At 66.9% G+C, this 23,741-nt stretch carries 26 protein-coding genes; 18 read left to right on the top strand and 8 right to left on the bottom strand.

Annotation, left to right across the window (positions count from 1 at the left end):
- Positions 1 to 35 precede the first annotated feature (35 nt).
- Together ACQP1O_RS20145 and ACQP1O_RS20140 are read left to right on the top strand one after the other, a co-directional pair.
- Positions 36 to 665 carry a DUF2867 domain-containing protein gene (locus tag ACQP1O_RS20145; protein ID WP_433567298.1) on the top strand — a complete coding sequence of 210 codons (630 nt, stop codon included), beginning with the start codon at positions 36 to 38 and terminating at the stop codon, positions 663 to 665.
- Positions 662 to 1,060, top strand: a complete 399-nt coding sequence (locus tag ACQP1O_RS20140; protein ID WP_433567297.1) for a DUF6463 family protein — start codon at positions 662 to 664, stop codon at positions 1,058 to 1,060. The genes ACQP1O_RS20145 and ACQP1O_RS20140 overlap by 4 nt, the downstream gene beginning before the upstream one ends.
- Before the next feature lie 115 nt (positions 1,061 to 1,175).
- Here the strand turns inward: ACQP1O_RS20140 and ACQP1O_RS20135 are convergent, their stop codons facing one another.
- Positions 1,176 to 1,445: a hypothetical protein gene (locus ACQP1O_RS20135; protein ID WP_433567296.1), complete on the bottom strand. Its 270-nt coding sequence runs from the start codon at positions 1,443 to 1,445 to the stop codon at positions 1,176 to 1,178.
- Between ACQP1O_RS20135 and ACQP1O_RS20130 the strand changes: the two genes are divergently transcribed.
- From ACQP1O_RS20130 to ACQP1O_RS20120, 3 genes are read left to right on the top strand one after another with little or no spacing between them, the layout of a single operon-like run.
- Entirely contained in the window at positions 1,434 to 2,279 is an 846-nt protein-coding gene (locus ACQP1O_RS20130; RefSeq protein WP_433567295.1) for a GntR family transcriptional regulator, read from the top strand. The genes ACQP1O_RS20135 and ACQP1O_RS20130 overlap by 12 nt on opposite strands.
- A gap of 8 nt (positions 2,280 to 2,287) precedes the next feature.
- A complete protein-coding gene (locus ACQP1O_RS20125; RefSeq protein WP_433567294.1) occupies positions 2,288 to 3,697 on the top strand; it encodes an amidase in 1,410 nt (469 codons plus the stop codon).
- 20 nt (positions 3,698 to 3,717) lie between these two features.
- Positions 3,718 to 3,870, top strand: coding sequence for a hypothetical protein (locus tag ACQP1O_RS20120; protein WP_433567293.1), 153 nt, complete (start codon positions 3,718 to 3,720; stop codon positions 3,868 to 3,870).
- Here ACQP1O_RS20120 and ACQP1O_RS20115 read toward each other — a convergent pair.
- The gene (locus ACQP1O_RS20115) at positions 3,867 to 4,478 is read right to left on the bottom strand and encodes a TetR/AcrR family transcriptional regulator (RefSeq protein ID WP_433567292.1); all 612 of its coding nucleotides are present in this window, start codon (positions 4,476 to 4,478) and stop codon (positions 3,867 to 3,869) included. The genes ACQP1O_RS20120 and ACQP1O_RS20115 overlap by 4 nt on opposite strands.
- A 61-nt stretch (positions 4,479 to 4,539) precedes the next feature.
- Between ACQP1O_RS20115 and ACQP1O_RS20110 the strand changes: the two genes are divergently transcribed.
- Entirely contained in the window at positions 4,540 to 5,052 is a 513-nt protein-coding gene (locus ACQP1O_RS20110; RefSeq protein ID WP_433567291.1) for an SRPBCC family protein, read from the top strand.
- A gap of 25 nt (positions 5,053 to 5,077) precedes the next feature.
- Here the strand turns inward: ACQP1O_RS20110 and ACQP1O_RS20105 are convergent, their stop codons facing one another.
- The 3 genes from ACQP1O_RS20105 to ACQP1O_RS20095 form a co-directional block, all read right to left on the bottom strand.
- Positions 5,078 to 5,461 carry a hypothetical protein gene (locus tag ACQP1O_RS20105; protein ID WP_433567290.1) on the bottom strand — a complete coding sequence of 128 codons (384 nt, stop codon included), beginning with the start codon at positions 5,459 to 5,461 and terminating at the stop codon, positions 5,078 to 5,080.
- Positions 5,462 to 6,038: 577 nt separating this feature from the next.
- On the bottom strand, positions 6,039 to 7,706 hold the full coding sequence (locus ACQP1O_RS20100; protein WP_433567289.1) for an FAD-dependent oxidoreductase: 1,668 nt from the start codon (positions 7,704 to 7,706) through the stop codon (positions 6,039 to 6,041).
- 13 nt (positions 7,707 to 7,719) lie between these two features.
- Positions 7,720 to 8,922: a Rieske 2Fe-2S domain-containing protein gene (locus ACQP1O_RS20095; protein WP_433567288.1), complete on the bottom strand. Its 1,203-nt coding sequence runs from the start codon at positions 8,920 to 8,922 to the stop codon at positions 7,720 to 7,722.
- A 208-nt stretch (positions 8,923 to 9,130) separates the two neighbouring features.
- On the opposite strand from ACQP1O_RS20095, the gene hsaA reads away from it, so the two are divergent.
- Positions 9,131 to 10,294, top strand: coding sequence for a 3-hydroxy-9,10-secoandrosta-1,3,5(10)-triene-9,17-dione monooxygenase oxygenase subunit (gene hsaA, locus ACQP1O_RS20090; protein WP_433567287.1), 1,164 nt, complete (start codon positions 9,131 to 9,133; stop codon positions 10,292 to 10,294).
- Between the two features lie 66 nt (positions 10,295 to 10,360).
- Positions 10,361 to 11,266 carry an iron-dependent extradiol dioxygenase HsaC gene (gene hsaC / locus ACQP1O_RS20085; protein ID WP_433567732.1) on the top strand — a complete coding sequence of 302 codons (906 nt, stop codon included), beginning with the start codon at positions 10,361 to 10,363 and terminating at the stop codon, positions 11,264 to 11,266.
- A gap of 57 nt (positions 11,267 to 11,323) precedes the next feature.
- Here the strand turns inward: hsaC and ACQP1O_RS20080 are convergent, their stop codons facing one another.
- From ACQP1O_RS20080 to ACQP1O_RS20070, 3 genes are all read right to left on the bottom strand, one after another.
- On the bottom strand, positions 11,324 to 11,857 hold the full coding sequence (locus ACQP1O_RS20080) for a flavodoxin domain-containing protein (RefSeq protein ID WP_433567286.1): 534 nt from the start codon (positions 11,855 to 11,857) through the stop codon (positions 11,324 to 11,326).
- A 376-nt stretch (positions 11,858 to 12,233) separates the two neighbouring features.
- Positions 12,234 to 12,473: a hypothetical protein gene (locus ACQP1O_RS20075; protein ID WP_433567285.1), complete on the bottom strand. Its 240-nt coding sequence runs from the start codon at positions 12,471 to 12,473 to the stop codon at positions 12,234 to 12,236.
- Positions 12,474 to 12,528: 55 nt separating this feature from the next.
- Positions 12,529 to 12,675: a hypothetical protein gene (locus ACQP1O_RS20070; protein ID WP_433567284.1), complete on the bottom strand. Its 147-nt coding sequence runs from the start codon at positions 12,673 to 12,675 to the stop codon at positions 12,529 to 12,531.
- A gap of 305 nt (positions 12,676 to 12,980) precedes the next feature.
- Here ACQP1O_RS20070 and ACQP1O_RS20065 point away from each other — a divergent pair, with 305 nt between their 5' ends.
- The 10 genes from ACQP1O_RS20065 to ACQP1O_RS20020 all read left to right on the top strand — a co-directional run bounded on the left by ACQP1O_RS20065 (position 12,981) and on the right by ACQP1O_RS20020 (position 23,732).
- Positions 12,981 to 13,226 (top strand): hypothetical protein, encoded by a 246-nt coding sequence (locus tag ACQP1O_RS20065; RefSeq protein WP_433567283.1) that lies wholly within the window; start codon positions 12,981 to 12,983, stop codon positions 13,224 to 13,226.
- 531 nt (positions 13,227 to 13,757) lie between these two features.
- The gene (locus ACQP1O_RS20060) at positions 13,758 to 14,945 is read left to right on the top strand and encodes a permease (protein ID WP_433567282.1); all 1,188 of its coding nucleotides are present in this window, start codon (positions 13,758 to 13,760) and stop codon (positions 14,943 to 14,945) included.
- 1,226 nt (positions 14,946 to 16,171) lie between these two features.
- Entirely contained in the window at positions 16,172 to 16,717 is a 546-nt protein-coding gene (locus ACQP1O_RS20055; RefSeq protein WP_433567281.1) for an MSMEG_0572/Sll0783 family nitrogen starvation response protein, read from the top strand.
- A gap of 9 nt (positions 16,718 to 16,726) precedes the next feature.
- Complete coding sequence (locus ACQP1O_RS20050; protein ID WP_433567280.1) at positions 16,727 to 17,785, top strand: MSMEG_0568 family radical SAM protein; 1,059 nt, start codon at positions 16,727 to 16,729, stop codon at positions 17,783 to 17,785.
- A 40-nt stretch (positions 17,786 to 17,825) separates the two neighbouring features.
- A complete protein-coding gene (locus ACQP1O_RS20045) occupies positions 17,826 to 19,250 on the top strand; it encodes an MSMEG_0567/sll0787 family protein (protein WP_433567731.1) in 1,425 nt (474 codons plus the stop codon).
- A complete protein-coding gene (locus ACQP1O_RS20040; protein WP_433567279.1) occupies positions 19,247 to 20,170 on the top strand; it encodes a carbon-nitrogen hydrolase family protein in 924 nt (307 codons plus the stop codon). Before ACQP1O_RS20045 ends, ACQP1O_RS20040 begins: the two co-directional genes overlap by 4 nt.
- Positions 20,163 to 20,483, top strand: coding sequence for an MSMEG_0570 family nitrogen starvation response protein (locus ACQP1O_RS20035; RefSeq protein WP_433567278.1), 321 nt, complete (start codon positions 20,163 to 20,165; stop codon positions 20,481 to 20,483). Before ACQP1O_RS20040 ends, ACQP1O_RS20035 begins: the two co-directional genes overlap by 8 nt.
- Positions 20,480 to 21,748 (top strand): MSMEG_0569 family flavin-dependent oxidoreductase, encoded by a 1,269-nt coding sequence (locus ACQP1O_RS20030; RefSeq protein WP_433567277.1) that lies wholly within the window; start codon positions 20,480 to 20,482, stop codon positions 21,746 to 21,748. The genes ACQP1O_RS20035 and ACQP1O_RS20030 overlap by 4 nt, the downstream gene beginning before the upstream one ends.
- Before the next feature lie 8 nt (positions 21,749 to 21,756).
- Positions 21,757 to 22,608: a carbon-nitrogen hydrolase family protein gene (locus tag ACQP1O_RS20025; RefSeq protein WP_433567276.1), complete on the top strand. Its 852-nt coding sequence runs from the start codon at positions 21,757 to 21,759 to the stop codon at positions 22,606 to 22,608.
- The gene (locus tag ACQP1O_RS20020) at positions 22,608 to 23,732 is read left to right on the top strand and encodes an MSMEG_0565 family glycosyltransferase (protein WP_433567275.1); all 1,125 of its coding nucleotides are present in this window, start codon (positions 22,608 to 22,610) and stop codon (positions 23,730 to 23,732) included. The genes ACQP1O_RS20025 and ACQP1O_RS20020 overlap by 1 nt, the downstream gene beginning before the upstream one ends.
- The last annotated feature ends 9 nt before the right edge of the window (positions 23,733 to 23,741 follow it).

Below are 23,741 nucleotides of genomic sequence, written 5' to 3'. Positions count from 1 at the left end.
TATACGTAACCGTATAACCTCTAGAGGACGGTGTCATGTCCCATCGACTCCCCCGCTCCGCGCACACCGAAAAGCCGTGGCGGATCCATGAGATCGCGCCGGATTTCCAAGTGCTGGACGTCTGGGCCTTTCCCGCGCCAGGCGCCGGACCGGACGATTTCCCGATCGCTCTCGCTGAGCTCCGCGCGGGCGATGGCCCGTCGACCGCCTCCGCGCCGGTCCGATTCCTGTTCGCGGCGCGCCGGCGGCTGGGCGCATTGCTGGGCTGGGACGAACCCGGTGCGGGTCTCGGGGCCCGAGTTCGGTCGCTCCGAGACCGGCTACCCGACGATCTGTGTCAAGAGCCGACCGGGTCGGCGATGCCGAACACCCCGTTCACCACCGTGTACGAACTTCACGATGAATCGGCGTTCGAGCTGGCGAACGAAACCGTGCACGGGGTGGCGCACTTCGGCTGGGGCGCGACCCGCGATGGGTACGAGTTGCGGATGGCAGTCCTGGTCAAACCGAATGGACTGTTCGGTCGGCTGTACCTGACCGGAATCGAACCGTTCCGCCTGCTCATCGTCTATCCAGCGATGATGCGGCGATGGGATCGCGCATGGCGCCAACATGATTCGGTCGGGCACGTCGAGTCCGCGCGCGAAACCGGGGAGGCCCGGTGATCGCGTGGGCGGGTCGGCTCATCGTTTTCTTCGGAGCCGCACATACGATCCTGGCCCTGACCCTGGAACATGCCGCGCGCTATGCCGGCGACTGGTTCAGTGGCGCGCTGTGGCACGACGATCTGGCCGCGATGAGCCCCGCGAACAGCGCATTATGGCTGTCGTTGGACAGCTTCGGAATTCCGCTCGTCATGGTCGGGCTGACCGTGCTGTGGCTGGATCGACGCGGCCTCACTCCACCGCGATTCATTGCCTGGGTGCTGGGATCATGGACCGTGTTGGCCGCGGTGATCATGCCGCTCACGCCATGGCCGATCATGGCGGTGGCGACCGGCTTACTGGTGGCCGGCACCCGGCGCGCCATCCCTGCTCCAGAGACGTCGGATACCGTGTAATGACTACTGCGAGAGCGGGTTCGACGACAAACGTCGAGCCCCTCTCACAGGGGATAAACCGCCCGAGGTTGATGGGTCGGTCCGGCGTCGGGCGTATCCGCCCCGGGTAGAACGCTCACTCAGTGATCGGCGCGAAGTGGTCGATACCGGTTCGCATCGCCAGCGACACATTCGTGGCGGAGGCGACCGGCCGGTCGGCGTCTTCGCGGTGGCGATGGACACCCCATAGCAGCCGGTTGATCAGCCGCGAAACGCCGTTGCCGGAAGGGCGGATTCGCAGGTAGACGGTTGCGCGCGAGGCGGAGATTCCGGCGTAACTCAGCGTTAACTCAAAACTCCGTCGCGTAACGGCGCGAGCACGCAATCTGGCGTCATGCACGATCATCGACAGCACCGAGCTCCGGGTGCGGACATCAGCGACCGGTCCGACCGTCTGACGCTCCGCCGTCGGGTCGACCAGTTGATGCCCGGGTCCGCCCAATTGGCGGCACGGCCGGTGCGTGACCTGTTGCGGGCCGAGATTCGCCGGGGTGCCTTCGCCGATGGTCGGCTGCCGGGCGAATCCGAGCTCATGGCACAGCATCAGGCGTCGCGGGAGGCGGTGCGCGAAGCGCTCGACCTGCTGCGCCGCGATGGACTCGTCGAGCGACGACGCGGAGTCGGCACCATGACGGTCCGCGAGGAGTACGTGGTGCCGGGTGTCCTACCGCCACAGGGCAACCTGTTCGAGACGTATCTGGCCGACGGCCACATCACGCCGCATCTGCTGCGCTGGACCTGGATACCCGCACCGAGCGCGGTAGCCGCTCACCTCGACGGAGTCACCGTCGACGACGACTGCCTGTGCATCGACTACGTGTTGCTCGTCGATGACCGACCGATGGCAGTCTTCACCAACTACCTCCGTTCCCCGGAGGCATCGAGGGTCGACCAGCAGCAGTTCCAGACCGACTTCTACTCCCTGCTTCATTCCAGCAACGTCGCTGTCGCGGGCTTCGACCTGTCGGTGCAGGCCGCCGCGGCCGACGACTGCACCGCCACGCTGCTGCACATTGCGCGGGGCGAGCCGATCCTGCTGTGGGAGCAGACGATTCGCAATCCGAGCGGTCAGGCGGTCGACTACGCCCTCGGCGCTCTTCGCGGTGACGTCGTCATGAAGTTCGGTGACATACCCCGCATCGACCTGACCCGATCCCTGACCTCGCAACCCCGCCGATAAGGACACCGATGACCACGACCACCCGGATCACCACCGTCACCGATGCCACGGCGGCACTGCGCCGCGGCGAGATCACCGCCGGTGAACTCCTCGAACAGTGCCTGGCCGCCGCCGACGCCCTCGACGACCGCGTCGGCGTGTACCTGGCCCGATTCGACGATGTCGCCCGGGACCGGGCCGCCCGGGTCGACGCCAAGATCGCGGCCGGGCAGCCGCTGGCACCGCTGGACGGAATCCCGTTGGGCATCAAGGACATCCTCGCCAGCGGGCACGGACCGACCACCGCGCAGAGCCTGGTGCTCGACCCCGCCTGGGGCGCGGCCGCAGGGGACGCCACGGTGGTGCAACGACTCGAGCGCGCCGGTGCGATCATCACCGGCAAGACCACGACCATGGAATTCGCCATCGGTGTACCGGATCCGGACAAGCCCTTCCCGATCCCGCGCAACGCCTGGGACACCGAGCGTTGGGCGGGCGGGTCGAGTTCCGGATCCGCCAGTGGCGTCGCGACCGGCATGTTCCTGGCGGCGGTCGGCACCGACACCGCGGGCAGCATCCGAATCCCCTCCGCGTTCAACGGAACCACCGGGCTCAAACCCACGTTCGGCCGCACGCCCAAGTCCGGCGTGGTGCCGCTGGGCTACACCCTCGACCATGTCGGACCCATGGCCCGCAGCGCGGCCGATTGCGCCCTGCTGTTGTCGACCATCGCCGGGCACGACCCGGCCGATCCCTACAGCGCGACTGCGTCGATCGACGATTACCCGGGCGGGCTCACCGGCGATCTCGAGGGCCTCACCATCGGCGTCGACAACCTCGACCGCTACGCCAACGCGGGCATCGACCCGGCCCAACCCGAGCGGTTCACCGCAGCCCTGGACGTCCTCGCCGCCGCCGGTGCCCGCATCGTCCCGGTCGAGGTGCCGATGTACCCGGAAGTGATGGCCATCGATGTCGTCGTCATGCTCGCCGAGGCCCATGCCTACCACCGATCGGCATTGCGCGACCGCTGGGAGGACTACGGACGTGCCACCCGAATCATCCTGGCATCCGGATCGGCCGTCTCCGCCTCGGATTACCTACAGGCACAACGCGTCCGGCGGATCGCCGCGGCCCGCATGGCCGAACTGCTCACCGACGTCGATCTCGTCGTCACTCCGACCGGGCACCTCGGCGCACCCCGGCTCGACGCCATCGACCAGCTGCAGCCGCTGAATGTGCTGGCCTCCCTGCACACTCCGTACTGGAACCCCCTGGGCAACCCCACCCTCGCCCTCCCGATCGGGCTGTCGGCGGACGGCGTACCGCTGTCGATGTCGATCAGCGGCAAGCACTTCGACGAGGCGATCGTGCTGCGCGCCGGCGACGCCTACCAGCGCCGCACCGCTCACCACCTGGCCGTCCCCACTACCCGCTGACACACGATTCGGAGCCGACGATGACCGAACCGACAACCTGGTCGACCAACCCCGCCGAGAACACCGCGATCGAGACCCTCGGACAGGCTCTGCGCGCCATGAGCGAACTGCTGCACAGCGTCGACGAAGCCCGATACCTCGACCCCGCAGGCGGTTTCGACAGTCTCCGCTAACCATCGAGGGCATCGAATGACACGACGTGCTCTCCGAGCGCGTCGTGGACGATCCGGTCGACGGCCTCAGCGGTGTGCACCAGGTCGGCGTCGGCGTTGCGCGCGCAGCGGCGCACCGCCGCATAGGGCAACTCGATGATCAGCAGCGCCAACCGTTCTCGATCGGCCGGGCTGCTGTAGCCCAGCCGGTCGCCGAGCTCCCGCACGGCATCGTTCACGCGCGCGTGCTGCGCCGCGGCCACGTCTCGGGATTCGGCGCTCCACTGCGCGGACCCGAAGGCTTCCGGGCCCGCGAGCAATACCGCTGCGTCCGTCGGGTGATGTCGCGACCAGTCGGTCACGTGGTGCGCGGCCCGCATGGCGGCCTGCTGCGGCGGATCGACCCGCAATGCCTCGAGAAATCCGGCCTGGAATCGCTCGACCGTGCGCAACCAGAGACCTGCCAGCAGCGCCGCCCGGTCGGGAAAGCGGTAGTAGACCGAGCCGCTCGGCGCTCCCGCCGCGGTCGCGACCGCGCTCATGGTGACCGCCGCGGCACCTTGGGACGCGGCCAGGTCGGCTGCGGCGTCCAATAGCGAGTCCAGGGTGTGGGCGGGCTTTCTTGACACGACTTAGAGAGTAGCCTCTAATTGAAATTAGAGAGTATTCGCTAAATGAAAGGTCCAGCTCATGGTGCGCAATGTCCACAGTCGGGTGATCGCAGCCGATGCTCAGGCGGTCGGCCGGCTGCTCGACACGCTGTCTACCGACGACGACCGGCTGTGGCCGGTCCAGCAGTGGCCTGCGATGCGGTTCGACCGGCCGCTGGGAGTCGACGCCACGGGCGGCCATGGACCGATCCGCTACACCTGCGTGAAATACGTTCCGGGACGCGAGGTGATGTTCCGGTTCCGTCGCCCGCTCGGTTTCGACGGGACGCACGGATTCATCGTGGAAGCACTGGACGCCACGCATACCCGCCTGACCCACGAATTGGTCATGCGGACACACGGAAAGGAACGGTTCACCTGGGCCCTCATGTGGCGATGGCTGCACGACGCCGCCTTGGAGGACTCACTCGATCTCGCCGAGACCGCCCTGGTTCCGGGCACCACACCGAGGAGCCACCACAGCGGGTACGTTCGTTTCCTGCGCGGGCGGGCGCACCGTGAACAGGCCCGCAAGGACGGGGTCTACCAGTAGTCCGTCGAATATCGTTGCGCTGCCGTCAATCCTGCGGCGGCAGACCGATGAGTTTGCAGTAGGCGTCGGCGATCGACGCGGGATCCAGCGAGCCGTCCTGGTGATACCAGCGATGGCTTTCGCTGACCATATTCAGAATCGCGAAAGTCACGACCGATGAGGACGCATCCGGAAGCTGCCCCAGCGCCTGTACCTTTTCGACGACACCGCGGACGGTGGCGACGAATTCGCGCTCGTGCAGTTGCACTTCCTCGGCCACCGCCGGTTCCAGCCAGCGCTGCTCGCTGCGATAGACGGCGAAGGTGAGGTGGTTGGCGATTACCGCGGAGGTGAATCGGGTGATGATCGCCCGCAGTTGGGTGACCGGATCGCTGCCCGCGGCCAAGCCGTCGTGCAGCGCGGTCGTCATATCCCGATCGACCTGTAATGCGATCTCGCGCAGCAGGTCTGCCTTCGAACCGACATAGTGATCCGGGTACCGGCCGTAATCGGCTCATGCCCCATGACCAACCGAATTGGACTGTGGATCACGGGGATTCGACCTTCCGCAAGAGGGTTCGGAAATCGGTGACAGTGACCGAAGGCCCTTCGGCATCGAGGACGAAGGGCCACGGGGGAAGCCGTGGGCGACCGTGGGGCGACGACGGCGCGCCGATTCGTTCTCCGGGCCGGGTCGATGTGCCGAAAGTCCCGAGATCGGGGGACATTCGGCCGATGTGATCGCCACTGTCCACCCAATAATCTCCATTTCGCCGGAAACACCGGCGGACCTGTTCGCGACCGGCCACTACTAGGTTGACCGTTACCTGCCAATCCGGGTCGACCCGGCTACCCCACAGAAAGGTCGCGGACAGGTCCTTCGTCACTGCGACGAGACGGGATGACGGCACATCAGCCCGCTCTCCGCTGTCCGGCTCCCCCTTCCACAGGGCATAGCGGCCCCACCCGAATGGCCAATTCGGATGGGGCCGCATCTGTTTCGAGGGTTATCCCTTGGCGGCCTTGAGGAGGTTTTCGACGCTGGTGAACTTCACGCGCGGGCGGCCCGCGGATTTGCCCGCGGTCTTCTCGGCGGCGTCGATGGCCTTCCAGCCGTCGCGGCCGATCTGGTCGGGCTGGCGCTCGGCGAGCAGGGCCTCGAGCGCGGCACGACCGGCTTGCGGGGCAGGCAGCCTGCCCTGGGTGAAGTCCTCGATGAGCTGGTCGACGGTCTCCTGCGAGTCCACCCGGTTGGAGCCGATGACCCCACGCGGGCCGCGCTTGATCCAGCCCGAGACATAGACCCCCGCAACGGGGTTGCCGTCGGCCAGGACCCGGCCCTTGTCATTGGGGATGACACCGGCGGACTCGTCGAACGGCACGTCCGCGACGGGCTCGCCCTTGTAGCCGATGGAGCGCAGCACCAGCGACGCCTGCAGGGTGCCGCTACGATCGCCGGCGCGCGCGATGGTGCGGCCGTTCTCCTCGACGAGGTCGTTGTGCACGTACTCGACCACCTGCGCCTTGCCGTCGCCGGTGATGGCGGTGGGAGAGACCAGGTAACGGAACACGATTCGCTTGTTGGCCCGGTTGCGGGAACCGGCGGCGTACTCCTGGGCCAGGGTGTACTTGAGCTGCAGCGAGGGCTCGACCTGCGGGTCGTCCAGGACGGCCTGCGACGCCGGGTCCAGGACCAGGTCCTGGGGGTCGACGATGATGTCGACGCCCTTCAGGTGGGTCAGCGCCAGGAATTCCGGCGAGGTGTAGGCGGCCTGCAACGGACCGCGACGGCCCAGCACCACGACCTCGGTGATGTTGCTGCGGCGCAGCGCATCCAGGGCGTGGTCGGCGATATCGGTGCGGGCCAGCTCGTCCGGGCCGACGGTGAGCACACGGGCCACATCCAGGGCCACATTGCCGTTGCCGACGATCACGGCGCGCTCGCCGGAGAGGTCGAATTCGCGGTCGGCGAAGTCCGGGTGACCGTTGTACCAGGCCACGAACTCGGTGGCCGAGTGGCTGCCGGGCAGGTCCTCGCCGGGGATACCGAGGTGGCGGTCGGTGGCCGCGCCGACGGCGTAGATGACAGCGTGGTGGTGGGCCAGCAGCTCCTCGTGCGAGATGTGCTTGCCGACTTCGACATTCAACCGGTACGCCAGCGCCTCGCGCCGGAACGCCGACTCGAACAGCCCGGCCACCGACTTGGTGCCCGGGTGATCGGGGGCCACACCCGCACGCACCAGGCCGTACGGGGTGGGCAGCCGGTCGAACAGCTCCACCTCGACATCGGCGCGGCGCAGCAGCTCCTCGGCGGCATAGCAGGCGGCCGGGCCCGCGCCGACAATGGCGACACGCAACGTACCCAGTTCCTTCGGCGCCCGCGACGGCGCGACCAGCGGCTCGAAGTTCGACTCCAGCGGATGCCGCCCGAAATAGTCGGCATTGATATCGCGGAACCGCGCCAGCGAGGCGAGCAGATCATCCTCGGAGAAGATCGCATCGACCGGGCAGGCATCGACACAGGCGCCGCAGTCGATGCAGGTGTCCGGGTCGATGTAGAGCTGCTCGGTGGTAGCGAACTCACGTTGCTCGGGCGTGGGACGAATGCAATCGACCGGACACTCGGGTACGCAGCTGGCGTCGTTGCAACAACGCTGCGTGATCACATAGGCCATATCTCGCAGATCCTCACGAGTCGGTGCAGGGGTGGGTGGGAACGGTTTCTCGCTGCCTGCGCAGGTTCTCGGCGACCTCTGCCTCCCAGATCTCATTGGCCTTGGAGGTGTCGACCTCGAATTCGAAGCGCTGCCTGGACTTCGGGTCGATGTCGGCGACGTCGACATAGAACTGCTCGTACCAGCGTCGCAGCTGATACACCGGGCCGTCCTCGTCGCACAGCAGCGGATTCTCGATCTTGGACTTGTGCTTCCAGATCTCCACGTCCTGCAGGAAACCCTCGCCGATGCCCTCGGTCATCTTGGCCGCCAGCCGGTTCGCCGCCGCGTCGGGCAGACCCGTGGGTTTCTCCAGCGTGATCCCGTACTGCAGGACGAACGAGTCCTGGGTGACCGGGTAATGGCAGTTGACGAGCACGCTGCGGACCTCGAAGCCGCTGTAGATATTGAGCAGCGGATTGATCATGTACGACGGCCCGAAGTACGAAGCCTCCGACTTCAACAAGGTGTCACCGGCGTACTTGGTGGCCATGCCGATATCGGGGCGGCCCTTGGTCTCCAGGTACTGGGTCGCGATGTGGCCCTCGAAGACATTCTTGAAGTAGGTGGGGAACGCGTAGTGGATATAGAAGAAGTGCGCCATATCCACGATGTTGTCGATGATCTCGCGGCAGTTGGAGCCCTCGATGAGGATCGAATGCCACGTCCACGGCGTCCAGTCGCTGTTGTGCGTACGGGTCGGATTGTCTTCGTGATCCGAGTACGGGCCCTCGATGGAGGGGATGGTCACGTCGGGCGCGGGCGGATTGCCCTCGTGGTCGTGCCAGACGAACAGCTGCCCGTTGCGTTCCAGGGTGAGCCATGAGCGGGTGCGGGCCAACGGGGGCACCCGCCGCGCGTAGGGGATGTCCTTGCACTTGCCGTCGCCGCCCCAGCTCCAGTCGTGGAAGGGGCAGGCGACATTGTCGCCCTTGACCTTTCCCATGGACAGGTCCCCGCCCAGGTGCCGGCAGTAGGCATCCAGTACTCTCAGCTCACCCGCGCCGTCGGCCCAGACGACCAGCTTGGTGCCGAAAGCATTGACCGAGTGCGGTTTACCGTCACGGAAGGTCTCGGCCAGGCCGAGGCAGTGCCAGCCCCGGGCATACCGGCCGGGCAACGAGCCCACGTCGATTTCGCGGACCTTCCCGCTGCGGCCCTGGGGGTTTGCCACCATCACACGCTCCTCGCATCAATAGAACCTGTTGCAGAACTGTGCCAGCTTCCGCGACGAGCCGACCGCCCGTCAATGGTCGAAAGTCCCCATTTTTTGGTCATTTGCTCCACTAGCCCCCGGCGTACCAGTGCTCGATATTGACTAGAACTTGTTCTATTTCGGCGGCGGCGAGACACCCACCGCCCGACAGTCAGGAGCATCCGGCGACATGGCCCAGGAAATCATCGAGCGCGTCGAAGCAGTACTGCCGAGTCTGCGCGAACGCGCCCAGGAAACCGAAGATCTGCGCCGCATCCCGGACGAGTCCATCAAGGACCTCCAGGCGACCGGCTTCTTCACGCTGCTGCAACCACGGCAGTGGGGCGGTCATGCCGCCGACCCGGTGCTCTTCTACGACACCGTCCGCAAGATCGCCGGCGCGTGCGGTTCCACCGGCTGGGTCGCGGGCATCCTCGGCATCCACAACTGGCACCTGGCGCTGTTCGATCAGCGTGCGCAGCAGGATGTCTGGGGTGAGAACACCGATGCGCGAGTCGCATCCTCCTACGCCCCCATGGGTGCGGGCACAACGGTCGACGGCGGCTACCTCGTGAACGGGACGTGGGCATGGTCCTCCGGCTGCGACCACGCCGACTGGGTGTTCGTCGGCGGCCCGGTGATCAAGAACGGCAAGCCGGTCGACTTCGGCTCGTTCCTCATCCCCCGCAGCGACTATCGCATCGACGACGTGTGGGACGTGGTCGGCCTGCGCGGCACCGGATCCAACAACATCGTCGTCGAGAACGTCTTCGTCCCCGAACACCGCTTCCTCGGCTTCAGGACCATGGGCGAGCTGAAATCACCTGGTCTGGAGCAGAATACCGATCCGGTGTACAAGATGCCGTGGGGCACAATCCACCCCACCACCATCTCCACTCCGATCGTGGGTATGGCCTACGGCGCGTACGCCGCGCATGTCGAGCACCAGGGCAAGCGGGTGCGCGCCGCCTACGCGGGCGAGAACGCCAAGGACGATCCATTCGGCAAGGTGCGCATCGCCGAGGCCGCCAGTGACATCGACGCCGCCTGGCGTCAGCTGTCGGGCAATGTCGCCGACGAGTACGCGTGTCTGGTCGCGGGCCGGGAGATCCCGTTCGACGTGCGCGCCCGCGCCCGCCGCGACCAGGTACGCGCCACCGGCCGCGCCATCGCCTCCATCGACCGGCTGTTCGAGGCGTCGGGTGCTACCGCTCTCGCGAACGGCACTGCGCTGCAGCGGTTCTGGCGCGACGCGCACGCCGGTCGGGTGCACGCGGCCAATGACGCCGAGCGCGTCTACGTCATGTACGGCAACCACGCCTTCGGGCTGCCCGTCGGCGACACGATGGTGTAGCCGATGACCATCACGACACAATCGATATCGCGACCCGCCGGGGACCTCGGTGCCGGGAACCTGCCCGTGGGCATTCGCGCGCTGGGCTACCTGCGTATCGAGGCCACCGATGTGGCAGCGTGGCGCGAATTCGGGCTGAAGGTACTCGGCATGCAGGAGGTGGACGGCGCCGACCCGGACTCCCTCTACCTGCGCATGGACGAGTTCCCGGCACGACTGGTGATCGTGCCGGGAGACCAGGACCAGCTGCAAGCATCGGGTTGGGAGGTCACGGACTCCGTTGCCCTGCAGGCGCTTCGGGATCGGTTGCGACACGCCGCGGTGCCCTTCGCGGAAGCCGCCGCGGACGAGCTCGCCGACCGGCGGGTCCAGGAGATGATCCGGTTCAGCGACCCGTCGGGCAATGTGCTCGAAGCCTTTCACGGCACACAGTACCTGGCCCGACGTTTCGTCAGCCCCCACGGCCACAGCTTCGTCACCGCGGAACAGGGTCTCGGCCATGTAGTGCTGACCTGCACCGATGACACGACCGCCCTCGCCTTCTACCGGGACGTGCTCGGCTTCCGGCTGCGCGACTCCATGCGGCTCCCCCCGCAGGTGATCGGTCGGCCCGCCGACGGCGAACCCGCCTGGCTGCGGTTCCTGGGCTGCAATGCGCGCCACCATTCGCTGGCACTGGTGCCCCTGCCGACGCCGTCCGGCATCGTCCATCTGATGGTCGAAGTCGAGAGCTCCGACGATGTCGGCCTCTGCCTGGATCGGGCCCAGCGCAGGAAAATCCCGCTCTCGGCCACCCTCGGCCGGCACATCAACGACGCGATGCTGTCGTTCTATCTGAAGACACCCGGTGGCTTCGACATCGAATTCGGCTGCGGCGGCCTGGAAGTGGACGACCGCTCCTGGATCGCACGCGAATCCACCGCCGTCAGCCTGTGGGGCCACGACTTCACCATCGGCGCTGGACAGCCCTGAGAGAAAGGCATGTCGGTGCCCGCCTCGCAGCGGGCGCCGGCATACCGCCGGTGAAGATCATGCGCACTGCGCGGAGTCCGCCGCTATCCCTGCGGCCCAGGCTCGAATGGCGTCCCAATCGCGCAGATCACCGTAGCGACGGCCACCCATCAGGAAGTACCGCAACTGGGCACGCACCGGCATGTTGGACCGCTGGTAGCAGCCGGAGAACGCCCGGTAGCCGCGCACCGCCAACGCATCCCGCACGGTCGCAATGTTCTTCGGCACCGCACGCGCCCACCGTCGGCCGATCGAGCCGGACAGTTCCGGGGCCAGGCCGGTGCTGAACAGCCAGACATTCGGTTTCGCGAGCTGGTCGAGCCGCTGATACACGAAGACGACGAACGACTTCATCAACGCCCCGTGGTACACGGGGCTGCCCAGCACCACCGTGTCGAACCCACTCAGATCGGGCACCCGGTGACCGATGGGCAACACCTCCACCACCACCTCCGGGGATTCCAGTGCCGTACCGATGAACTCGGCGATCTCCCCGGTCGTTCCCCGCCCTGTCGCATACACCACGGCGATGCGCCGCACCCTCGAACCCATACGCGCCAGGCTGCCGCCCCGCACCGGGCCACGGCAGAGCAATCGGGCCCTAACCGATAGACCAAGGTCATCGAATACCGTCCGGTCACTACCGTCCGCTGGGTTGAGCGCCGTCCGGAAATCCAGCCGCGGACGTACTCCTCCTGAAAGCCGAACAAGGAGGATGTTGGTGACCGCATATCACCGAAACCGGAACTACCAGTACAGGTCACGCGCCCATACTCGGCGCGCACCGCAGGGATCGGTCATCCAGCGCCCGGTCACCACCACCGACCCAAGGTGCTCGGGCAAATGTACCTGGTGACCTCGATGGCGTTCTTCATGATTGCGCTCTCGGTGATCTTCATTGGGATCGGGAGGAACGTACAGAGGCAGGTCAAGCGTTGTCGTCCGGTGCGCGGCGCCCGAGGAGGAAGTATGCGACGGGGAGGGCGCCTATCGAGTTCACCAGCACGATCGAGGTTGCCCATACGCGTTGGGAGCCGCGGATCTGCTCGGGCGGCCGTTGGAGCAGATCCAGCAGGGCTGCGATCTTCGCGATGCCGTCGATCACGCCCGCGCCCACGATCAGCCTGCGAGTGCGCACGTTCAGATCGTTCCACTGCGTTCGGGCCATCTCCGATTCTCCTTCTTCGGCTCGAGGTGTCGATTTGCGTGTATGGGGTCGCTGGTCAGCGTGCCGTTCGGAGTGTCTGCGGGGCCGAGCTGGTTTCGGCGTACATCACCCTGTGCCACCAAGAGTCCAAGGGGCTCGGGTCGGGCCAGACCACCGAGTTCCGGACGCGGCCGATGGCGGGCTGGGCGGTGGTGTCGCTCATGCGATTCTCCTGATGTGCACGAACATTCCGGAAGTGGCAGCGACTACGCCGGCGCTGCCTGATCCAAGATCGCCCACCACACTGGCTCACCACAGGGGCCGAAAGTCAGCTGTCGGGGCCCGAAGGGCACATCACTGTTGCCAGAACCGAGCCGTCGGTCCTGGATGTAGTGCACAACCGTTGGTGGCCAAGGCAAATCGGGAGGAGCCTTTCGGCCCTGCCGTGGCGTCGGCGCACACTGCAGCCTGGTAGCCGTGATCATGGTTCTCGATACCACGCAGTCGCGGCACACAATGGATCCCGGAATGTACGAGCAGACCGTGACGCGGCTATGCGCGGAGTTCGGCGGCGAGCTATCGCGGCCGCAAGTGGAATTGGTACTGCGAAGGTGCCTGACCGATCTGGCGGGCAGTCCTGTCGGTGCCATGCCGGAGCTGAGCGAACGCCTGGCCAGGCAGCGATTGGCGGACGAGCTCGACGTCGACGTGCTGATACCGGCCGTGTGGACCTACACGGGCGCTCCGTTACCGACCTCGAACCGCGTGGCCTGAGCAAAGCCGCAGTGCTGGTCCACGTTTCGGCGGCCCGCAACTGGTTTCTCGGTGATGCGCTCAATCGAGCAGCCGCACACCCAGGATGGTGACATCGGGCCGCAACGCCGGGACCGGGCCAGAGCGGTGACAACATCACCAGCTTCAGCGGGGAGGCGATCGCCGTGCTCCGTCGAATCAGTCCTGGTAGGTATCGCCGCGGGTCCGATCCTGAACGCGTTCAACGCGACCGATCCCGATGACGCGCTGGCAAGCGTTCCCTTTCCGTCTCCCTGCTGCTGCCCGCCCACTCCGAATCGGGCCGAAAGCGCTCCGCTCGAGCACCATCGGCTGTTCGTGGCCGTCATCGCGCAGCTGCCTTTGCGACAGCATTCTTCGAGTGGAGTATGCACCACGTGCACTGGCGTTGATGGGGCAATCCGTCCTTGGGCGGCGGGCTTCCGGCCCCTACCGGTTGATTCATACCCCTATGGGGTATATGGTCGCGGCATAGTCACAGAGACTGCCGAACAGGACGAGACGAGGACGGCGATGAACGCTATCGGGCACGCGCTGGCGTTGGCCGGGTCGATGACCTGGGAGATCCTGTGGGCACTGATCCTGGGTTTCGCGCTGTCGGCGCTGGTGCAGGCGGTCGTACGCAAGTCGACGATCGTTCGACTACTCGGCGACGACCGCCCGCGTACCCTGACGATCGCGGCCGGATTGGGTGCGGCGTCGTCGTCGTGCTCGTATGCCGCTGTGGCGCTGGCACGTTCGCTGTTCCGCAAGGGCGCGAACTTCACCGCGGCCATGGCATTCGAGATCGGCTCGACCAACCTGGTCGTCGAACTCGGCATCATCCTGGCCCTGCTGATGGGGTGGCAGTTCACTGCGGCCGAATTCGTCGGCGGCCCGATCATGATCGTGTTGCTGGCGGTGTTGTTCCGGCTGTTCGTGCGCTCCCGACTGGTCGACGCGGCCCACGAACAGGCCGACAAGGGGCTGTCCGGATCGATGGAAGGCCATGCGGCCATGGACATGTCGGTGCCGACGGAGGGTCCGTTCCTGCGACGACTCTTCTCCCGACAGGGTCTGACCGCCGTATCTCACGTCTTCGTCATGGAATGGGCCGCCATCCTGCGCGACCTGGTCATCGGCCTGCTCATCGCGGGCGCGATCGGCGCCTGGGTGCCGGATTCGTTCTGGCAGAAGTTCTTCCTGACCGACCACCCGCTGGCCTCGGCGATCTGGAGCCCACTCGTCGGACCGCTGGTGGCGATCGGGTCGTTCGTCTGCTCGATCGGCAACGTGCCGCTCGCCGCGGTGCTGTGGAACGGCGGCATCAGCTTCGGCGGCGTCATCGCCTTCATCTACGCGGACCTGCTGATCCTGCCGATCCTCAACATCTACCGCAAGTACTACGGCACCCGCATGATGCTCACCCTGCTCTGCACCTTCTACGCCGCCATGGTCGGCGCCGGCTACCTCGTCGAGATCCTCTTCGGCACAACCGGTCTCATCCCCCGTGAACGCAACGCCATGGTGATGACCGAAGGCATCCACTGGAACTACACCACCTGGCTCAACATCGCCTTCCTCACCCTCACCGCACTCCTCGTCCTGCGCTTCGTCCGCACCGGCGGCATCCCCATGCTGCGCATGATGGGCAGCGCACCCGACGACGAGCACACCCACCACGACCACACCGGCCATAATCCGTCCGGCCACGCCCACTGACCCGCAGAGAGTGCCATCCGGCAGTGATCTCGTCGATGGCCGCGTGGACGGTCGCCGACAATTTCGTGTCCACTGTTCGTCCCCTTTCCGGCGCCGCCCCGGACTCCGCGGTCAACTCGACGTGCCGATACCGAGGACCTTCAGGCGGCGGGTGTATTCCTCGTCGTCGGTCTCCCCGCGCGTGTACCGCTCGGCCAGCATCTGCTGCGGGGTCGGCCGCGCACCGGTGTCGCCGCGCGGAGCGGGTCCACTCGAGTAACGAACGAGGGTGACGAGGCCCCCGATCGAACCGATCGGCCGCTGCCGCAGGCGATCACATCGTCATCGGGGGCAGAATGCCCTGCTGATGCAGCCACATCATGACCGTGTGGCACACCTGCATCAGCGGCGACTGCATGTCCATGCTGTTCATATCCATCGATCTCTCCTCGAACTCGGGTCGTCCAACATCGCCGACCGCGTCGAGTTCGACGATCACACGGCAGGCCCCGATGCCAGCAGAGTCCGAAGACCCCACAGCTGAGCCCAACGTCCTCGGCTACCCAACGATCCACCCAACGGGACCCTCGTGTACCAATGCCCTCACCGCGAGCTGTCTACCATCCCCCACACCCACTCGGCAGCACGTGAGTACTGGATCTGGCACGGTTTGCGTGATCCCACGTGGGACCGCACGTCGCGCGCCTCGAGAATCACATAGCTTCCGGCAGTTCCCGCCGCAGGTTGTGCGCAGCAATACCGGAACGCCCGGCTCCGACGACGAGCTTGCTCGAGTGTGCGGCCCATCGGTCGTACGTCCTCCGTCTCCACCTCGAATCGTTGTCGGTTCTGCTCGGACTGGAAATCGGATCGCGCACCACAGACCCCGGTGGGAAGCTACTGCTGGGTAGCGATTTCGCCGATGTTACGAATGGGCGGGTTCGCGGGCTACCGATTGTTAATGGCATCGGCAAAAGCCCAGGACTGTGATTACAACGCATCGAACTCGCACCACGACATGCGCCGGCGACCAGATTGAGATTTCCTCGAATTCTATTGTGGCACCGGCTATTACAGGACGGCAGCCACCATGCGCTCATCGTGAACAGGCGGCAACGTCGACTTCTTCCGTACGTGACCAATCAGAAATACCCCGAGCGTCAACTTGACTCATCGGTGAGCCGCTCCCCCACTCGGCAGACGGTCCGCAATCACCGATTCTCGCCCATCTTTCGCAGGAGACGACTATGTCCGCACCCACCAAGACGACCGCCGACATCGACAAGGCGATCGAGGAGAACATCGCCAAGTCCCTCGCTGAGATTCCGCATCCGGCGCTGCCCAAGGGCACCAACATCTACGGCGCGACCAAGATCTTCCCCGACTATCGGGCCGAGGCCGGCGAAACCTACTTCACACTGGTGCACGGTATCGCCCACGAGTCGTCGGTGAGTTTCGTGGCGGTGTTGCAGGCGACCCGTGCGCTGCGCAAGGGGTTCGAGTCCGCCATCTACTTCTACGGTCCCGGCGCGATCAATGCCATTGCCACCCGCGGCTTCCCGACCACTGGTGACAGCGGGTTCCCCGGCGAGCAGAACATCAACGAGGCGCTGTCGACCTTCATCAAGGAGGGCGGCAAGGTGTTCGCCTGCCGCTTCGGCCTGGCCCTGCACGGTGCCCGCGAAGAGGACCTCATCGAGGGCGTGATCCCCGCGCACCCGCTGGATGTGCAGGACGCGCTGATCCATTACGCGCGCAAGGGCGCCATCATCAACTCCACCTACCAGGTGTAGGCGGCAGCCATGACCGAGGTATCCACACGAGTAGACCTCGCGCTACTCGGCATCCGCGTCGATGTGCCGGTGCAGCGCCGTTCCGGAGCCGGGCCCAGCGACGACGGTCATGTGCTGTTCGGGGGTGCCGGCGCTGCCATCCCCATCCGCTCCGATTCGCCCTACACCCTGCGTGGCGACCGGCTGCTCCTCGACGGCGCCGATCTGGGTGTCTCGGTGGAACCGGTGCGGCGGCCGCGTTTCTACGATCTGCGGACCGACGACGGGGTCGCCTACGAGCAGATCGCCAAACTGCACGGCGCGGACGTCCTCGCGACAACGGTCGTGCAAACCTGCATCCGCTACGCCGAGGACCAGCGCTGCCGGTTCTGTGCCATCGAGGCATCCCTGGACGCGGGTCAGACCGTCGCGGTCAAGCGCCCCGAGCAACTGGCCGAGGTCGCCGCCGCGGCGGTCCGGCTCGACGGGGTGCGCCAGATGGTCATGACCACCGGCACCTCCGCCGGAAAAGACCGTGGCGCAAGGCATCTCGCACGATGCGTGCGGGCGGTCAAGCAGGCGGTGCCGGATCTGCCGGTCCAGGTGCAGTGCGAGCCGCCGGCGGATCTGGCCGTGCTCACCGAACTGCACGAGGCGGGGGCCGACTCCATCGGCATCCACGTCGAGTCCCTCGACGACCGGGTGCGCGCCCGGTGGATGCCCGGCAAGTCCACCGTGCCGATGGCAGAGTACAAAGCCGCGTGGGCCGAGGCGGTCCGCGTGTTCGGGCGCAACCAGGTCTCGACCTACCTCCTGGTCGGTCTGGGCGAGGACCCTGACGAATTGGTTTCCGGCGCACGGGAATTGATCGACATGGGCGTTTACCCGTTCATCGTCCCGTTCCGGCCGCTGGCCGGGACGCTCGCCGTCGACGTCGACGGGGCGATGGCACCGACGCCGGAAATGCTCGAGGACGTCACTCGCCGGGTCGCCCTCGAGCTGCGCGATGCCGGGATGTTCGGTGCAGGGCAGAAGGCCGGCTGCGCGGCATGTGGGGCGTGCAGCGTGCTGCAGACCGCTGGAGGGTGACATGACCACCACCGAACCTCGACGCGCACAACGCTCCTGGATCGACGACGCACCCGAGCCCAGCACGGTGTCTCTGGATTACTGCGTCCTGTCCGGGCATCCGTATCCGGCCGAACCCGAGGACGGATTCCTGATCCGCCCGGCCGACGTCCGGCAGCTGGCCGCCTACCGGGCACTGCGCCGCGAGAACTTCGTGATCGAGCAGGGCTTGTTCCGCGGCAGCGACACCGACGACATCGACGACGACCCACGCACCATCGTGCTGGTCGCCCTGACACCGGACGGCACCGTACTCGGTGGCGTCCGGGTCGCACCGGCCACCGCCGAAGACCTCGGATGGTGGACCGGTAGTCGCCTGGTCGTCGACTGCGGACGCCGCACCCGCGGTGTGGGCAACGCGCTGGTCCGCGCGGCCTGCGCCTTCGCCGAGAGCAACAATGTGCTGCGTTTCGAGGCGACCGTGCAGGCCCGCTACGCTGCCCTGTTCACCCACCTGGGTTGGATTCGGCTGGGCGAGACGGAGATCAACGGGACGCCCCACGCCCGGATGCGCTGGCCGATCGACCGCATCGAACGGTTGGCCCACGCCACCAAGTCGATGCTCGGCCCGCTGCTGGGCGACCTCGGTGGACAACCGATGACTCTGGGCGGCAATGGATTCCGGGGCGACGATGGCGCTCCGGTGCCCGGTAGCGACCTCATCGCCGCCTGTGACGCGATCCTGCCGTCGATGGTGGAGCGTGATCCGGAATGGGCCGGATGGTGTTCGGTGCTGGTCAACCTCAATGATCTCTCGGCCATGGGCGCGGAACCCGTCGGCCTGCTCGACGCCGTCGCCGCCCCGACCCGCTCGTTGCTGACCAGGATCATGAGGGGACTGGCCCGCGCGAGCGAGACCTGGGGTGTGCCGGTCCTGGGCGGCCACACCCAGCTCGGCCCGGCAGCGTTGTCGGTCACCGCGCTGGGTCGGACGGCCCGTCCGGTGCCGGGCGGCGGCGGACGCGTCGGCGACCACTTGCGCATCACCGCAGACCTCGGCGGCCGGTGGCGGCACGGATACCAAGGCCGCCAATGGGATTCGTCCTCCCACCGCGCCGCCACCGAGCTCCGCGCGCTGGGCCGGTTCGTCGCCGCGACCTCCCCCGCCGCCGCCAAGGACGTCAGCATGGCGGGTATCGCCGGAACGGCGGGCATGCTGGCCGAAGCATCCGGGGTCGGCGTCGAATTGGATATTGCGCGTATCCCGCGACCGGCGAATGCCGCTCTGGCGGACTGGATCACCTGTTTTCCCGGCTTCGCCATGCTCACCGCCGATCGCCCCGAAGCGAACATTGCCGACCCCGGCCCCGCCGCGTCCGCGGTGTGCGGCGTACTCACCTCCGCTCCCGGCGTGCGCCTGCGCTGGCCGGACGGAACAACCACGACAGCGGTGCCCGGCACCGTCACCGGATTGGGACACTCATGACCGAACTGACGATGTCCGTGGCCGCCGCCGAATTCGGCCGCGACATGGAAGCCTGCTACGCCACCATCGCGGGCCTGATCGAACAGGCCCATGCCCGCGGCAGCCGCCTGCTGGTACTGCCCGAAGCCTGCCTGGGCGGATATCTGCCCAGCCTCGGCGGCGGAGCCGAGAGCGACGAGGCCAAGCAACGCCGGCTACGCAGCCTGCCGCCCGCCCTCACCCTCGACGGACCGGAATTGCGCCGCATCGCCGCGATGGCCGGGGACCTGGTCATCACGCTCGGCTTCTGCGAAGCCGACGGCGACGTGCGCTACAACGCCGCCGTGACGCTGCACGGCGACGGAATTCTCGGCTCCTATCGTAAGGTGCATCAGCCGCTCGGTGAAAACCTCTGCTACGCAGCGGGATCCGAGTACCAGGCCTTCGACACCCCGGTCGGTCGGATGGGGATGCAGATCTGCTACGACAAGGCCTTCCCCGAGGCAGCACGTGCCCTGGCACTGGACGGCGCGGAGATCATCACCTCGCTCTCGGCGTGGCCCACCGCCCGCACCGCCACCGCCGAACGGCTCGAGGACGACCGCTGGACCCAGCGCTTCGACATCTACGACCGTGCCCGCGCCCTCGAGAACCAGGTGGTGTGGATCGCGGCCAACCAGGCCGGCACCTTCGGCTCGCTGCGCTTCGTGTGCAGCGCCAAGATCGTCGGCCCCGGCGGCGAGATCCTCGCCACCACCGGCACCGAAGCAGGGCTGGCCACCGTGACCGTCGACGTCGACCACGTGCTCGAACTCGCCCGCGGCGGCGGCATGTACAACCTGGGCGACCGGCGACCGGAGCTCTACAACCGAGTCGTCGCCCGGCACGGGGTCGTGGGACAGCCCGGCGTGCCCGAACAGCTGGCGGCCGCTCATGCCTGAGATGACCTTCGACATCCGCTGGCCGAACGGCACCGTCCAGAGCTGTTATTCGCCGTCACTGGTCATTCACGACCACCTCGCGACCGGCGTGGACTATGCGGTCGACGAATTCCTGCGACGCGCCTCGACCGCATTGACCATCGCCGCCGAACGCGTGAAGGAAAAGTTCGGCTTCTATTGCAGCTCCGCCGTGCAGACCCTGGACGCCATCGAAACCGCTGCCGCACACGCCCGTACGACCCCCGGCACGGTGCGTGTGCTGTCGATGACCCCACCGTCGGTGCACGCCGCGAACCCTGGAGGAAAACCGTGACCCCGCTCCCTGATTCGAATCCCGTCGAGCACCACGACATCGTCGTGATCGGCGGCGGGCAGGCCGGGTTGTCGATGTCCTGGCATCTGACCGCACGCGGCATCGACCACGTCGTGCTCGAACGCGACACCATCGCCCACGAGTGGCGCGACACCCGCTGGGACAACTTCACCCTCGTCACCCCGAACTGGCAGTGCGTGCTGCCCGGTTACAGATACAACGGGCCGGATCCGGACGGGTTCATGAAACGCGACGAGGTCTACGCCTGGTTGCGCGACTACGCCGATACCTTCGACCCGCCCGTGCGCGAGGGCGTCACGGTCACTGCAGTCACGGTCGCGAAGGACGGAGGTTTCGACGTCGAAACCACCTCCGGCCCATTGCATTCCGATCAGATCGTGGTTGCCGTTGGCGGCTATCACGCGCCGGCCATCCCCCGTTTCGCCGAACGCCTGCCGGATTCGATCCGGCAATTGCACTCGGCCGAATACCGCAGTGCCGCGGACCTTCCCGACGGTGCCGTCCTGGTGGTCGGCACCGGACAGTCCGGCGCGCAGATCGCCGAGGATCTGCACCTGGAAGGCCGCAAGGTGCATCTCGCGGTCGGCAGCGCGCCCCGTGTCGCACGGTCCTACCGCGGCCGCGACTGTGTGGCGTGGCTGCAGGATATGGGCCACTACGACATTCCGATCGAAGACCAGCCCGGCGGCCTCGGGAAGCGGGAGAACACCAACCACTATGTCACCGGCCGTGATGGCGGCCGCGATATCGACCTGCGGCAGTTCGCAGTCGAGGGCATGGCGCTCTACGGCCGCCTGGTCGACGTGGCAGACGGCGCGGCACGTTTCGAATCGTCACTGGAGAAGGAGCTCGACGCCGCCGACGCCGTCGCCGAGAGCATCAAGGACTCCATCGACGCCTACATCGCCCGGACAGGAATCGACGCGCCCGTCGAACCGCGCTACCAGCCCGTGTGGCGGCCTGATCGCGAGATCACCGAAATCGACCTGGCCACCACCGATATCACCGCGGTGGTGTGGTCGGTCGGGTTCCGCACCGACTACCGGTGGCTGCGGGTCGGGGTCTTCGACGGCGAAGGCCACCCGTGCCACAACCGCGGTGTCACCACCACCCCCGGCCTGTACTTCCTGGGTTTGCCGTGGCTGCACACCTGGGGCTCGGGTCGCTTCGCCGCCATCGCACGAGACGCCGAGCACCTGGCCGATCAGATCACCGTCACCGCCCGCGCCACCGCCGCCGCCTGAGCACCGTCATGGCCGTCACACGAATCGCCGCTGTCGCAGCCCATTTCGGCGCCGACATCGCCCGTGCCCTGGACAAGATCACCAGCATCGTGGACCGGCTCGCCCACGATGGCGTCGACCTGCTGGTCCTGCCCGACGCCACCCTCGGCGGCTATATCGGTGACCTCCGGAACCCGGACCCCGCTACCGGGCCGGAGGCCATCGACCCGGATGGGCCCGAGATCCGGCTGCTGTGCCGACTGGCGGGGGCCATGACAATTTGCATCGGCTACGCCGAGTACGCCGACAGCACCCGCTACAACGCGGCGGTGTGCTTGACGGGCGACGGTGTCCTCGGACGACACCGGAAGGTCCACCAACCGGCCGGCGAACACTTGGCGTATGCCGCCGGAGACCGCTTCGCGGCCTTCGATACTCCGATCGGCCGACTCGGCATGCTCATCGACTACGACAAGACCTTCCCGGAGTCCGCGCGCGTCCTCGCCCTCGACGGCGCGCGTACCATCGCCGCCCTGTCGGCCTGGCCGGCGAGCGTCACCGACCGGGCTTCCCGAATGCCCAATGATCGCCAATCCCGGTTGTTCGATCTCTACGACCAGGCCCGCGCCGCCGAGAACCAGATCGTGCTCGCCTCCTCCAACCAAACCGGAATCACCGGGAACCTGCGCTTTCTCGGCCAGGCGAAGGTAGTCGGGCCGGGCGGTGACATCCTCTCCCGAACCTGGTCCAAGGGCGGACTCGCGTTGGCCGACATCGACGTCGACGCCGAGGTCGAACGTGCCCGCCGCGTGCTGCGGCATCTCGACGAACGCCGCGTGGACACCTACCACAACCTCATGACAGACAAAGGCGGCCACTGATGCGGATCGCGCTGCTCACCTACTCCACCAAACCGCGCGGCGGCGTGGTGCACACGCTCAACCTCGCCGAAGCCCTCTCCCGCCTCGGCGCCGACACCACCGTGTGGACCCTGGGCCGCGGCGGCGACGGGGCGTTCTTCCGGCCGGTCGACCCGGGGGTCACGATTCGCGTCGTGCCTTTCGAGGGCCTCGAGGGCGAGGCTGTCGGACCGCGAATCATGCGCTCCATCAACGTCTTACGCGACACTTTCACACCCTCCGACTACGACATCGTGCACGCCCAGGACTGCATCAGCGCCAACGCCGTCGGGCGCTGCATCCGGACCATCCACCACCTCGACACCTTCACCACCCCCGAACTCGCGAGCTGTCACGAACGCGCCGTCGTCGAGCCCTACGCGCGGATCTGCGTGTCGGCCGCGGTCGCCGAGGAAGTCCGCGCCGGGTGGGGGCTGCGGCCGACCGTCATCCCCAATGGCGTCGAGTACGAGCGCTTCGCCACTGCCGCAGGCGATTCCACCGACGCACGCGCGGCACGCGCCGGCTGGCGACAGCGACTCGGCCGCTATGTCTTGGCCTTGGGCGGAATCGAACCCCGCAAGGGCGGCCTCGACCTCCTCGAAGCCTTCGCCCTCCTCCACCGGGATAGCCCGGACCTGCACCTCGTATTCGCGGGAGGCGAAACACTTTTCGACTATCGTGACTATCGCTCCCGATTCGATGCCCGGGCCGCCGAACTAGGCATCCGCCCCACGATTCTGGGGACGGTTCCCCACCCCGACCTGCCCGCGCTGATGGCCAGTGCCGCCATGGTCCCGTTCTTCTCCACCAAAGAGGGATTCGGACTCGCCGCGATGGAAGCCCTGGCCGCCGGAATCCCCGTTGTCGCACGCGATCTCCCCGTCCTGCGCGAGGTCTTCGGCGACACCGTCCAGTACGCCGTGTCGCCAGTCGACATGGCCGCAGGCATGTCCCACGCGCTGGCTACCGACCCATCCCGCGCCGAACACGGAAAGGCGCTGGCCGCCTTGTTCAGCTGGGATCGGGCCGCGCGCGCCCACCTCGACTTCTACCGAGCCCACCCCGCCGACATGCCCGACCGCATGCTGGCGACGCATCTCTGAGCTGGAGAA

Source organism: Nocardia sp. CA-151230 (assembly GCF_050942175.1).
Lineage (GTDB): Bacteria > Actinomycetota > Actinomycetes > Mycobacteriales > Mycobacteriaceae > Nocardia.
Note: the sequence above shows the minus strand (reverse complement) of the source record. Positions and strands in the feature narration are given on the sequence as shown.